Source organism: Kitasatospora cathayae (genome assembly GCF_027627435.1).
GTDB lineage: Bacteria > Actinomycetota > Actinomycetes > Streptomycetales > Streptomycetaceae > Kitasatospora > Kitasatospora cathayae.
Genome location: NZ_CP115450.1, coordinates 6,577,614 through 6,589,698 on the forward strand (window position 1 = coordinate 6,577,614; position 12,085 = coordinate 6,589,698).

Genomic DNA, 12,085 nt, shown 5'->3' on the forward strand with positions numbered 1-12,085 from the left:
GAAAGCACTGAAGGAGAAGGTGACCGGCTTCGTGACCACGCCAGTCGAACAGGGGGCCCGGCAGGCCCAGCAGGCGATCGAGCGCAAGATCGCCGAGGAACTGGGCGTCCGCGAGGGGCAGGTGAAGGCTGCGGTCGAACTGCTCGACGGCGGCTCGACCGTCCCCTTCGTGGCCCGCTACCGCAAGGAGGTCACCGGCTCGCTGGACGATGCCCAGCTGCGCACCCTGGAGGAGCGGCTGCGCTACCTGCGCGAGCTGGAGGAGCGCCGGGCGGCCGTCCTGGAGTCGATCGCGTCCCAGGGCAAGCTGGACGACGCGCTGCGCGCCCAGGTGCTGGCGGCCGATTCCAAGGCCCGGCTGGAGGACATCTACCTGCCGTTCAAGCCCAAGCGGCGCACCAAGGCGCAGATCGCCCGCGAGGCCGGGCTGGAGCCGCTGGCCGACACCCTGCTCGCCGACCCGACGCAGGACCCGGCCGCCCTGGCCGCCCAGTACCTGAACGAGTCGGTGGCGGACGGCGCGGCCGCCCTGGAGGGCGCCCGGGCGATCCTGGTCGAGCGCTTCGGCGAGGACGCCGACCTGGTCGGCTCGCTGCGCGAGCGGATGTGGACCCGCGGCCGCCTGGTCGCCAGGGTCCGCGACGGCAAGGAGGGCGACGGCGTCAAGTTCGCCGACTACTTCGACTTCGCCGAGCCGTACACCAAGCTGCCCTCGCACCGCATCCTGGCGATGCTGCGCGGCGAGAAGGAGGAGGTGCTCGACCTCGAACTCTCGCCCTACGAAGGCGAGTCCGAGGGCGACCTGCCCGGCGAGAACGACTACGAGCAGCGCATCGCCGCCCGCTTCGGCATCGCCGACCGCGGCCGCCCGGCCGACAAGTGGCTCGGCGACACCGTCCGCTGGGCCTGGCGCACCCGCGTCCTGGTGCGCCTGGGCATCGACCTGCGCGCCCGGCTGCGCGCCGAGGCCGAGGACGAGGCGGTGCGCGTCTTCGCCGCCAACCTGCGCGACCTGCTGCTCGCCGCCCCGGCCGGCACCCGCGCCACCATGGGGCTGGACCCGGGCTTCCGCACCGGGGTGAAGGTCGCCGTGGTGGACGCCACCGGCAAGGTCGTCGCGTACGAGACCATCTACCCGCACCAGCCCGCCAACAAGTGGGACGCGGCCCTGGCCACCCTGGCCGCGCTCGCCGAGAAGCACCAGGTCGACCTGGTGGCGATCGGCAACGGCACCGCCTCCCGGGAGACCGACAAGCTCGCCGAGGACCTGATCAAGCGCCACCCCGAGCTGAAGCTCACCAAGGCGATGGTCAGCGAGGCCGGCGCCTCGGTCTACTCGGCCTCCGCCTTCGCCTCCCAGGAGCTGCCAGACCTGGACGTGTCGATCCGCGGTGCGGTCTCCATCGCCCGCCGCCTCCAGGACCCGCTGGCCGAGCTGGTCAAGATCGACCCCAAGTCGATCGGCGTCGGCCAGTACCAGCACGACCTGAGCGAGGTGAAGCTCTCCCGCTCGCTGGACGCCGTGGTCGAGGACTGCGTCAACGCCGTCGGGGTGGACGTCAACACCGCCTCGGCACCGCTGCTCACCCGGGTCTCCGGCATCACCGCCACGCTGGCGGACAACATCGTGGCCCACCGCGACGCCAACGGCCCGTTCCGCACCCGCAAGCAGCTCAAGGACGTCGCCCGGCTCGGCCCCAAGGCCTTCGAGCAGTGCGCCGGCTTCCTGCGCATCCCCGGCGGCGAGGACCCGCTGGACGCCTCCAGCGTGCACCCCGAGGCCTACCCGGTGGTGCGCCGCATCCTCGCCTCGACCGGCGGGGAGCTGCGCGAGCTGATCGGCAACGGCGAGCGGCTGCGGGCGCTGCGCCCGGCCGACTTCGCGGACGACACCTTCGGCATCCCGACCGTCACCGACATCCTCGGCGAGCTGGACAAGCCGGGCCGCGACCCGCGTCCGGCCTTCCGCACCGCCGTCTTCAAGGAGGGCGTCGACAAGATCGGCGACCTGGAGGTCGGCATGGTGCTGGAGGGCGTGGTGACCAACGTCGCCGCCTTCGGCGCCTTCGTCGACGTGGGCGTCCACCAGGACGGACTGGTGCACGTCTCGGCGCTGTCGAAGAACTTCGTCAAGGACCCGCGCGAGGTGGTCAAGCCCGGCGACATCGTCAAGGTCCGGGTGGTCTCGGTGGACGTGCCGCGCAAGCGGATCGGGCTCACCCTGCGGCTGGACGACGAGGTCGGCCGCGAGCGCGGCGACCGTGGCGGCGACCGGGGCGACCGGCAGGCCCGCCCGCCCCGCCAGGAGCGGCGCAGCGGCGGCCAGGGGCAGGGCGGCCAGGGCGGTCGCGGCGGCCAGGACCGGCGGGACCGCGGCGGATCCGGCGGCAACGTCCCGCTGGCGAACAGCGCCATGGCGGACGCGCTGCGCCGGGCCGGGCTGGCCGGTGGCGGCTCCGGCGGCGACAGCGGCTCGAAGGACCGGCGCTCCGGACGGCGCTGAGCGAGACGCCGGGGCCGGGGGACGTGTCACACGCCCCCCGGCCCCGGCCGTTTCCGCTGGTCAGACCAGGAGTTTGTCCTTGGCCTTCTGGTACTCCTCGTCGGAGATCGCGCCCTTCGCCTTCAGGTCCGCCAGCCTCGCCAGGTCCTCGACATGGCTGCGGCCGCCGCCGCCCTCCTGCGGGGGCGTTCCGGCCGCGTCCCGGATGTAGGCCCGGACCGCCGCGTCGGCCTGCTGGGCCTGCTCGATGTCCCGCATCCCCATGCCCTGGCCACGGGCGATGAGGTACACGAGGACGCCGATCAGCGGGAGGAAGATCACCAGGACCAGCCAGCCGGCCTTGCCCCAGCCGCCGATGTCGTGGCTGCGGAAGATGTCCGTGATGATCTTGAACAGCAGGAAGAACCACAGGATCCACAGGAACAGCTCCAACATCGTCCAGAAGATGTTGAGCACCGGGTAGTCCACGGCCAGCGAGGTGGCCAACGCGTAGGTGTCCATGGCCGAGTCATATCACCGCAAAACGGACATCGCCGTCCGGTGCTACGCCGTTCCAGTGGTTTTGCGGCTCGGCGGGAATATCCCGGGCCTGGGGCCTGGGGCGACCTCAGCCGAGCCCGGCGCGCCGCCGCAGCTCCACCGCCAGCCCGATCAGCTCGCCCCACCAGGCGTCGTGCCCGGTCAGCAACAGCCGCTGCGCCTCGGCGACCGGGACGGCCCGGACCTCGACCACCTGCTCGCCGTCCGCCGGGTTGGTCGGCGTCGAGTCCAGCTCGACCTCGCCCCAGCCCCACAGCCAGGCCTTGTCCGGGTGCGGCTGCCACGGCCGGTACGGCACCGCGTCCTCGGTGTGGCAGCGGTGCGCGCCCAGCCAGCCCGGCTCGCCGAGCAGCCGGGCGCCGGCTTCCTCGCGCAGCTCCCGCTCCAGGCACTCCGCGACGGACTCGTCCCGCTCCCGGGTGCCGCCGGGCAGGAACCAGTGGTCCCGGTCGTCGCGGCACAGCACCACGTTGCCGTCCGCGAATCCGACCAGGTGGATGTTGGTGACCAGCTCGTCCGGCGGCAGCTCGGTGGAGAACCTGGCGTCGTAGCGACCCCAGGCCCAGTACTGCGGCGCGTGCAACGCAGGGAAGAGGGCCGCGAGTTCGGCGGCTCCGGCGGAGGTGGCGGTGCGGTCCGTGGTGTCTGTCATTCGGTGATCGTAGTTCCGGCCGGGAAACGGCGGGGGACGCCCTGGTGGACGAGGGCGATGTCGGAGGTGGCGATGGCACGCGGGCGGCGGTGCACCGCCTCCGCCGTGGCGCCGACCCAACTGCCCAGGGCGATCTCGGCGGTGATGCCCGGTCCGAAGCCGGCGAGCAGGCCCGGGGTGCCCTCGGGCACGCCGCCGTCGGCGAACAGCCGGGCGAGGGCGTCGAAGACGACGGCGCTGGCGATGTTGCCGCGCTCGGTCAGCGTGGCCCGGCTGTAGCGGAACCGTTCCGGCTCCAGGTTGAGGAAGTGGCACAGGTCGTCCAGGATGCGCGGGCCGCCGGCGTGCACGATGTAGAAGCCCAGGCCGGAGACGTCCCAGCCGTGCTTCCCGGCCAGGGTGCGCAGCGCGGGGGCCAGCATCTCCATCGTGCCGGGCACCCGTTTGTCCAGCTGGAAGTGGAAGCCGGTGTCCTTGACCCCGTACGAGATCCAGCCCTCGGTGTCCGGGACGAGATGGGAGCCGTTGCGCTCGATCTGCACCCCGCAGCCGCCGTGCCCGCGCATCACCACGGCGGCGACGGCGTCGCCGAACAGGCCGTTGGAGAGCAGCGAGCCGACCTCGAGGTCGGTCGGCTGGTAGCAGAGGGAGCAGAACTCGCACGCGACGATGAGCACGTTGGCGCCCGGGTAGGCGCGGCAGAAGTCGTGGGCGCGGCTGACGGCGGCGCCGCCGGCCGCGCAGCCGAGCTGGGCGATCGGCACCTGGCGGGTGTCGGAGCGGAAGCCCATGGTGTTGATCAGCCAGGCGGTCATCGACGGCATCATGAAGCCGGTGCAGGACACGTAGATGATCAGGTCGATGTCCGGGGCGCCCAACTCGGCGTGGTCGAGGGCGCGTTCGACCACCTCGGGGACGCGCAGCTTGGCCTCCCGCTCGTACACCTGGTTGCGGACGGTGAAGCCCGGGTGGGTGAGGGTCTGTTCGAGTGGCTGGACCAGGTGCCGGGTGCGCACCCCGGTGTTCTCGATCAGCCGCAGGGCCAGGCCGAGTTGGGGGTGGCCGGCGTGCAGGCTGCGGGCCAGGTCGAGGGTCTCGTCGAGGGTGATGACGTGCTCGGGCACGGCGATGGCGGGGCGGCAGAGTGTGGCCATGGTGTGGGTCTCCCCGGTGCGGGAACGGTGTGGCGGAGGGGAGTTGCTACCAGGCGACCGGCAGGGTGCGCGGGAAGCGCCAGATCGAGCCGGAGTTCCAGTCGAGTTCGGACGGGTCGACGGCCAGCCGCAGCCCCGGGAAGCGCCGAAGCAGGGTGCCGATGGCGATCTGCAGTTCCATCAGCGCGAGGTGCGAGCCGAGGCAGCGGTGCTGGCCGTGGCCGAAGGCCATGTTGACGGGCCCGGCGGCGCGGTCGAAGTCCAGCTCGTCGGGGTGCTCGTAGACCGCTGGGTCCCGGTTGGCGGTCAGGTAGGAGACGTGCACGGCCTCGCCGGCCCGGATCAGCACCCCGCCCAGTTCGACGTCCTCGGTGGCGATTCGGGCGATGCCGGGGCCCTGGCGGAACGGGATGAAGCGCAGCAACTCCTCGAGGGCCTGCGGCAGCGTGTCCGGCTGGGCGCGCAGCTCGGCGAGCTGCTCGGGGTGGGTGAGGAGCGTGTAGGTGATGTTGCTGAGGTCGTAGGTGGTGGTGTCATGGCCGGTGACCAGCAGGACCATCGCCATGACGGCCAACTCGTCCTCGTCCAGCAGGTCCTCGCCGATCCGGGCGGTGGCGAGCGCGCTGATCAGGTCCGCTCCGGGGTGCGCGCGGCGGGTGGCGGTCAACTCGGCGAAGTAGGCCCGCAGGGCTGCCTTCGCCTCCTCCTGGCCCTCGCCACTGCCAGGGCCCATCCGCATCATGGCGACGGCCCAGCCGCGCAGTCGGTCGCGGTCCGGCTCGGGGATCTCCAGCAGCTCGCAGATGGTGGTGAGCGGGAGCCGGTTGGAGAGGAAGTGCGCGAGGTCGGCCGGGGCGCCGTGCTCCTCCATCTCGTCGAAGTAGCCGTCGACGATCCGCTGGGTGGCCGGGCGCATCCGCTCGACCTGGCGGTTGGTGAAGCCCTGGGCGACCAGGCGGCGCAGCCGGTTGTGCTCGGGCGGGTCCATCAGGTTGATCGATTCGGCCTGGGCGATGGTGGCGGGCGTCATCCGGGGCAGGTCGCGGCCGATGCCGGCGGCGCGGCTGAACCGGCGGTCGGTGGTGACCACCTTGACGTCCTCGTAGCGGGTGGCCAGCCAGGCTTCGCCCTCGCCGTGCGGCAGTCGGATCCTGGCGATCGGGGCCTCCGTCAGCAGGCGCTTGAGGAGGGGGTCGAACTCCAGGCCGTCGGTGTGGTGGAAGGGGCAGTCCCACACGGGGGGGTTGGTGGTCACGGGCCTGTCCAATGGTCTTCGTCATGCGGGGTGGCGCCGCCCGAAACGGTTCCGGTGGTTCGGGCGCGGACATGCAGATGCTGCCCCGTGGACTGGCAAAAATGTGAACCCCCGGAGTGGTTCCCCCGAACGAGTGAGCTGGCCGATTGTCAGGTGAATTGGCCTTCCGGCACACGGGAATTGCCGGCTCAGTCGTTCGCGCCCGGTGAGACCAGTCCGGTCTCGTAGGCGAGCACCACCGCCTGGGCCCGGTCGCGCAGGTTCAACTTGGCGAAGATCCGGGCCACATGGGTCTTCACCGTCGACTCGCTGAGGGTCAGTTCGACCGCCAACTCGGCGTTGGACAGCCCGCGTCCGAGCAGCCCGAGCACCTCCACCTCGCGCGGGGTGAGCGGTGCGAGGTCGCGGTGCAGCCGCGGCGAGTCGGCGCCGCGGGCGGCCGGGTGCGGGGCGCCGGTCGCGAAGCGCTCGACCAGCCGGCGGGTGATCGACGGGGCGAGCAGGGCGTCGCCGGTGTCCACCAGCCGGACGGCGGCGGCAAGATGGGCCGAGGTGACGTCCTTGAGCAGGAAGCCGCTGGCGCCCGCGGACAGCGCCGCGTAGACGTAGTGGTCCAGGTCGAAGGTGGTCAGCATGATCACCCGGCAGTCGGGCACCTGGGCCAGGATCCGGCGGGCGGCCTCCAGGCCGTCCATGGTCGGCATCCGGATGTCCAGCAGGGCCACGTCGGGCCGGTGCCGGACGGCGGCGGCCACCGCCTCGGCGCCGTCGGAGGCCTCGGCGACCACGTCGATGCCGCGCGCGGTGAGGATCATCCGGAAGCCGGTGCGGACCAGCTCCTGGTCGTCGGCGATCACCACCCGGGGGCGGCGCTGTTCGGTCTCCGTCATGGGGCCCTCCGTCACGGCCGGTCCAGTGGGATGCGGGCGCGCACCCGGAAGCCGCCGCCGATCCGGCGCCGGGCGTCGAGGTCCCCGCCGTACACCGCGACCCGTTCGCGCAGGCCGAGCAGCCCGCGCCCGGCGCCGTCCGCCTGCTTCGGCCTCTCCGGCGAGGACGCGGCCGCGCCGGAGAGCACGCTCGGGCCGGTGTTCAGCACCTCCACCCGGAGGTAGTGGTCCGCGTACCGCACCGTCACCTCCGCCGTCACCCCGTCCCCGTGCTTGAGCGCGTTGGTCAGCGCCTCCTGGACGATCCGGTACGCCGTCACGTCGATGCCGCCGGGCAGCGGCCGCGGCTCGCCGGAGATCCGCACCTCCACCGGCAGCCCGGCGAAGGCGAAGCGGTCGATCAGCGGGCTCAGCCGGCTCAGGCTCGGCTGCGGCGCGAACTCGGCGGGCTCCGGCTCCTCGCTGCCGTCCGCGGCCGGGGCGAGCAGGCCCAGCAGGTGCCGCAGTTCGGTCATCGCGTCCCGTCCGGCCGCCTCGACCGCGCCCATCGCGGCCGCCGCCTCCTCCGGCATGGTGGCCAGCACCTCGCGCGCGGCCCCGGCCTGCACCACCATCAGGCTCACGTTGTGGCTCACGATGTCGTGCAACTCGGAGGCGATCCGTGCCCGTTCGGCGTCCACGGCGGCGCTCGCGGCGCTCTCCCGCTCCCGTTCCAGCAGCCAGCCGCGCTCGCCGATGGCCGCCCGGTACAGCCGGCGCGCCCGGACCAGCGCGACGCCCAGCCAGCCGGCGCCGGCGCAGGCCGTGCCCGCCACCGCCACCGCGATCCAGTCCGTCTCCGTTCCCCACACGGTGCCAGCTTCCCAGCTGGGAGCTTGATCGACATCATCCGGGGGTGCCGCCCCCGTACATCCCCGGTACTACGGCGACCTGCGGTTACACCCGGGGTGGGACGCCCGGCCCGGCCCGGCGCGCCTACCGTCGTCGACCATGAGCAACGACCACGACGGGACCTCCCGGCCCGACGACACGCCGTTCGTCGTCGAGCTGTCCGGGGTGCACAAGGAGTTCGGCGACGCCAAGGCGCTCGACGGCGTCGACCTGCGGATCAGGGCGGGCGAGGCGGTCGCCGTGATGGGCCCCTCGGGGTGCGGCAAGTCCACCCTGCTGAACATGGTGGCCGGGCTGGACCGGCCCAGCTCCGGCACCGTCCGGGTGCAGGGCCAGGACCTCGGCGGGCTGAACGAGAACGGGCTGGCCCTCTTCCGCCGCCGCCACATCGGCATGATCTTCCAGTTCTTCAACCTGATCGACGACCTCCCGGCCCTCGACAACGTCGCCCTGGCCGCCCAGCTGACCGGCACCACGGCCAAGCAGGCCCGCCGCCGGGCACTGGAGCTGCTGGACGAACTCGGCGTCGCGCACCGCAAGGACGTCTACCCGGCCGCGCTCAGCGGCGGCGAGCGCCAGCGGGTCGCGGTGGCCCGCGCCCTGATGAACCGCCCGGCGCTGCTGCTCGCCGACGAGCCGACCGGCGCGCTGGACAGCCGCTCGGGCGAGCAGGTGATGGACCTGCTGATCGACCTCAACCAGATCGGGCAGACCCTGCTGATCGTCACCCACGACCCCAACCTGGCCACCCGCTGCGCCAGCCGGCTGGTCGAGGTCGCGGACGGCAGGGTGGCGCGCGAGCGGATGCTGGAGCCGCAGTCATGAACGGTGGTGCGGTGTGGCGCGCCTCGCGGGCGGCCGTGAAGCGCCGCCGGGTGCAGACCATCGTGATCGGACTGGTCGTCTTCTGCTCCACCGCGACCGTACTGCTCGCCCTCGCGGTGATCAGCGCCGCCCGGGCGCCGTTCGACGCCGCCTTCGAGGCCGAGCGCGGCCCGCACGTCACCGCCCTCTTCGACCCGGCCAAGGCCTCGGCGGAGCAACTGGCCGCCACCGCCCACCGGCCGGGCGTCGAGGCGGCCGCCGGGCCCTTCGACCAGGCCGTGGTGACCATCCCCACCGACTGGGTAGGCCGCCCACCGGGCCCGCTGACCCTGGTCGGCCGACCCGACCCCGCGTCCGCGCCGGTTGACCGGGTGGAACTGCTGTCGGGCCGCTGGGCCTCCGCACCCGGCGAGGTGGTCATCAACATGGGCGGCGGCGGTGCGGCTCGGGCCCTCGGCACGCCGCTCACCACCAGCACCGGGCTGAAGCTCACCATCGTCGGCTTCGCGAGCGGCATGAGCCAGTCCTCCGGCGGCTGGGTCACCCCCGAGCAGGCGGCCGCCCTGCACCCCACCGGCCGACAGATGCTCTACCGCTTCACCGACGCGGCCACCGAGCAGCAGCTGACCACCTCGTTCGCCGACACCACCGAGGGCCTGCCCGAGGACGCCGTCGAGAGCGGGCAGTCCTACCTGGTGCTCAAGCAGGCCTTCTCGGCGGGCGCCGACGCCTACCTGCCCCTGATGACGGTCTTCGGCGTGCTCGGCCTGGTCGTCGCCGCGCTGATCGTCGGCAACGTGGTGAGCGGCGCGGTGATCTCCGGCTACCGGCACATCGGCGTGCTGAAGTCGATCGGCTTCACCCCGCGCCAGGTGGTCACCGTCTACCTGACCATGGTCTCGGTGCCCGCGGTCGTCGGCACGATCCTCGGCACGGCGGCCGGCTGGGCGGCCTCGTACCCGATCCTCCAGACCGCGTTCTCCGGGATCGCGACCGGGACCGCCGTGATCGAACCGGCCGGCTGGCTGCCCGCCGCCACCCTGATCGGCGTCCCGCTGCTGGTCGCCCTCGCCGCGCTCGTGCCCGCCTCGCGCGCCCATCGGCTCTCCGCCGCCCAGGCCATCTCGGCCGGCAGCGCACCGCGCACCGGGCGAGGCCTCAAGGTCCAGCGCTGGCTGAGCGGCACCAGGCTGCCGCGTGCCGTCAGCCTCGGCCTCGGCCAGCCCTTCGCCCGCCCGGCCCGCACCGCGCTGACCATGGCGGCGATCGTGCTCGGCGTGGTCACCGTCACCGTGACCACCGGAGTGAGCAGCACCCTGGCCAGGACCATGGGGGCCGTGCCCGACGGCAGGACCCACATCGACGTGCAGACCAGCGCCTTCTCGGAGAACAAGATCGAGGCCCGGCTGACCCCGGACCAGACCGAGGCGATGCTGCACGCCACCCCCGGCGCCGAGCGGGTATCCGTCCGCGAACTGGTCCGGGTCGGCATCCTCGGCCAGCCCCAGCTGGTCTTCGCCAACTTCTACGGCGGCGACGCCATGGTCGACCACCGGCGGCTCGACGTCGTCGAGGGACGCCTGGCGACCGGGCTGAACGAGATCGAGGCCGGGCCGGCCTTCCTGGACCAGCACGGGCTCAAGCTCGGCGACCGGGTCACCCTGGTCCTGGAGGGGCGGCAGACCACCGTCACCATCGTCGGCAAGGAGGCCCAGGGCAACGCCAACGCGATCTCCTCCAACGCCGCCACCAGGGCCCTGCTCACCCCCGACCCGCACGTGGTCGAGTACGACGTGAAGCTCGCCGCGGGCACCGACGCCGTGGCCTACCAGAAGGCCGTCACGGACGCCGACCCGAGCCTGTCGGCCTCGGTGTCCACGCCGGGCACGGATGGATCCGTCGTCGCGATCAAGTCCTTCAGCACGACCTTCTCCGTCCTGCTGTCGGTGGTCGCCGCGCTCGGCGTCTTCAACACCCTGCTGCTCACCATCCGCGAACGCCGCCGCGACCTCGGCATGCTGAAGTCGATCGGGATGACGCCCCGGCAGGTCGTCGCGATGACGGTCACCTCGGTGGCCTGGCAGGGCGTGGCCAGCGGGATCATCGGCATCCCGCTCGGGATCCTGGCGCACCGGCTGATCACCGAGAACGTCGCGATCATCGACTTCCCGGAGAACGCCATCAACGTCTGGGGCGCCCCGCTGCTCATCGCCCTCGCCCTGGCGGGGGTCGCGATCGCCGTGCTCGGCGCGCTCCTCCCGGCCCGCTCGGCGGCCCGGCTGCCGATCGCCGAGGTGCTGCACAACGAGTGAGGTCCCACGGGACGGAGACGGCCGGGTGGTCCACCGCCCGGCCGTCCGCCGTACGGCTGACGCACCGCCAACCGCCGGTGTTCGAGCGCCTATCATCGCGCCATGGCCACCGCTGAGCTGATCCGCATCGTCTCCCGCTCCTCTCCCATGGCGCTCGCCCAGGTCGACCGGGTCCGCGCCGAACTCGCCGAACTGCACCCGGGGTTGCGCACCGAGGTGGTGCCGGTCACCACCTCGGGCGACCGCTGGACCGGCGACCTCGCCCAACTGGGCGGCAAGGGCGCGTTCACCAAGGAGGTCGACGCCGCGCTGCTCGCCGGGGAGGCCGACGCCGCCGTGCACTGCCTCAAGGACGTGCCCGCCGACCGCCCGCTGCCCGCCGGCACCGTCTTCGCCGCGTACCTGCGCCGCGACGACATCCGCGACGCACTCGTCCACCCCGGCGGTCTGACCCTCGCCGAACTCCCGCCCGGCACCCGGATCGGCACCTCCTCCGTCCGCCGCGTCGCCCAACTCGCCGCCTCCCACCCGCACCTGGAGTGCGTCCCGATCCGCGGCAACGCCAACAGCCGGCTCGCCAAGCTGGCGGCCGGCGACGTCGACGCGCTGCTGCTGGCCGTCTCCGGCCTGGAGCGGATCGGCGAGCGGGCCCGGATCACCGAGGTCCTCGGCGTCGAGGAGATGTGCCCGCCGATCGGCGCCGGCATCCTCGTCCTGCAGTGCCGCGAGGACGACAGCGCGACCATCGAGGCCGTCACGGGGCTCGGCCACCACGACACCTGGCGCGAGGCGGCGGCCGAGCGGATGTTCCTGCACGCGCTGCAGGGCCACTGCAACAGCCCGATCTCCGGCTACGCCAGGGCCGAGGCGGACGGCCGGCTCTCGCTGCGCGGCCGGGTGTTCAGCCCGGACGGCAAGCGGGTGCTGGACGCCCACGAGTGGGCGGGCGCGCTCAGCCCGGAGGACCTCGGCACCTCGGTCGCCCTGGCGCTCAAGCGGCAGGGGGCACAGGAGCTGATCTCCTCGATCCCGCACTGAGGTTGCCCGGGCCCCGCCCGGCTGA

General features: G+C 72.9%; 10 protein-coding genes. 4 read left to right on the top strand and 6 right to left on the bottom strand.

Annotated elements, in window-relative coordinates:
- The first annotated feature begins 31 nt into the window (after positions 1-31).
- Complete coding sequence (locus O1G21_RS29830; RefSeq protein ID WP_270148043.1) at positions 32-2,503, top strand: Tex family protein; 2,472 nt, start codon at positions 32-34, stop codon at positions 2,501-2,503.
- Positions 2,504-2,563: 60 nt separating this feature from the next.
- Here O1G21_RS29830 and O1G21_RS29835 read toward each other — a convergent pair whose 3' ends face one another.
- The 6 genes from O1G21_RS29835 to O1G21_RS29860 all read right to left on the bottom strand — a co-directional run bounded on the left by O1G21_RS29835 (position 2,564) and on the right by O1G21_RS29860 (position 7,845).
- Positions 2,564-3,004, bottom strand: a complete 441-nt coding sequence (locus O1G21_RS29835) for an SHOCT domain-containing protein (protein ID WP_270148045.1) — start codon at positions 3,002-3,004, stop codon at positions 2,564-2,566.
- Between the two features lie 106 nt (positions 3,005-3,110).
- Positions 3,111-3,695: an NUDIX domain-containing protein gene (locus O1G21_RS29840; RefSeq protein ID WP_270148046.1), complete on the bottom strand. Its 585-nt coding sequence runs from the start codon at positions 3,693-3,695 to the stop codon at positions 3,111-3,113.
- Positions 3,692-4,849, bottom strand: coding sequence for a type III polyketide synthase (locus tag O1G21_RS29845; RefSeq protein ID WP_270148049.1), 1,158 nt, complete (start codon positions 4,847-4,849; stop codon positions 3,692-3,694). Before O1G21_RS29845 ends, O1G21_RS29840 begins: the two co-directional genes overlap by 4 nt.
- Positions 4,850-4,895: 46 nt before the next feature.
- On the bottom strand, positions 4,896-6,104 hold the full coding sequence (locus O1G21_RS29850) for a cytochrome P450 (RefSeq protein WP_270148051.1): 1,209 nt from the start codon (positions 6,102-6,104) through the stop codon (positions 4,896-4,898).
- A gap of 188 nt (positions 6,105-6,292) precedes the next feature.
- Positions 6,293-6,994 (bottom strand): response regulator, encoded by a 702-nt coding sequence (locus tag O1G21_RS29855; protein ID WP_270148053.1) that lies wholly within the window; start codon positions 6,992-6,994, stop codon positions 6,293-6,295.
- An 11-nt stretch (positions 6,995-7,005) separates the two neighbouring features.
- Positions 7,006-7,845 (bottom strand): sensor histidine kinase, encoded by an 840-nt coding sequence (locus O1G21_RS29860; RefSeq protein WP_270148054.1) that lies wholly within the window; start codon positions 7,843-7,845, stop codon positions 7,006-7,008.
- Between the two features lie 139 nt (positions 7,846-7,984).
- Here O1G21_RS29860 and O1G21_RS29865 point away from each other — a divergent pair, with 139 nt between their 5' ends.
- From O1G21_RS29865 to hemC, 3 genes are all read left to right on the top strand, one after another.
- Positions 7,985-8,710 (top strand): ABC transporter ATP-binding protein, encoded by a 726-nt coding sequence (locus O1G21_RS29865; RefSeq protein WP_270148055.1) that lies wholly within the window; start codon positions 7,985-7,987, stop codon positions 8,708-8,710.
- Positions 8,707-11,022 carry an ABC transporter permease gene (locus O1G21_RS29870; protein ID WP_270148056.1) on the top strand — a complete coding sequence of 772 codons (2,316 nt, stop codon included), beginning with the start codon at positions 8,707-8,709 and terminating at the stop codon, positions 11,020-11,022. Before O1G21_RS29865 ends, O1G21_RS29870 begins: the two co-directional genes overlap by 4 nt.
- Positions 11,023-11,124: 102 nt before the next feature.
- Positions 11,125-12,060 carry a hydroxymethylbilane synthase gene (gene hemC / locus O1G21_RS29875; RefSeq protein WP_270148057.1) on the top strand — a complete coding sequence of 312 codons (936 nt, stop codon included), beginning with the start codon at positions 11,125-11,127 and terminating at the stop codon, positions 12,058-12,060.
- The last annotated feature ends 25 nt before the right edge of the window (positions 12,061-12,085 follow it).

Excerpts from the sequence above, each read along its gene's own strand:
- O1G21_RS29835 (WP_270148045.1), bottom strand. The coding sequence starts at position 3,004 with ATGGACACCTACGCGTTGGCCACCTCGCTGGCCGTGGACTACCCGGTG.
- O1G21_RS29840 (WP_270148046.1), bottom strand. The coding sequence starts at position 3,695 with ATGACAGACACCACGGACCGCACCGCCACCTCCGCCGGAGCCGCCGAA.
- O1G21_RS29845 (WP_270148049.1), bottom strand. The coding sequence starts at position 4,849 with ATGGCCACACTCTGCCGCCCCGCCATCGCCGTGCCCGAGCACGTCATC.
- O1G21_RS29855 (WP_270148053.1), bottom strand. The coding sequence starts at position 6,994 with ATGACGGAGACCGAACAGCGCCGCCCCCGGGTGGTGATCGCCGACGAC.
- O1G21_RS29865 (WP_270148055.1), top strand. The coding sequence starts at position 7,985 with ATGAGCAACGACCACGACGGGACCTCCCGGCCCGACGACACGCCGTTC.
- O1G21_RS29870 (WP_270148056.1), top strand. The coding sequence starts at position 8,707 with ATGAACGGTGGTGCGGTGTGGCGCGCCTCGCGGGCGGCCGTGAAGCGC.
- hemC (WP_270148057.1), top strand. The coding sequence starts at position 11,125 with ATGGCCACCGCTGAGCTGATCCGCATCGTCTCCCGCTCCTCTCCCATG.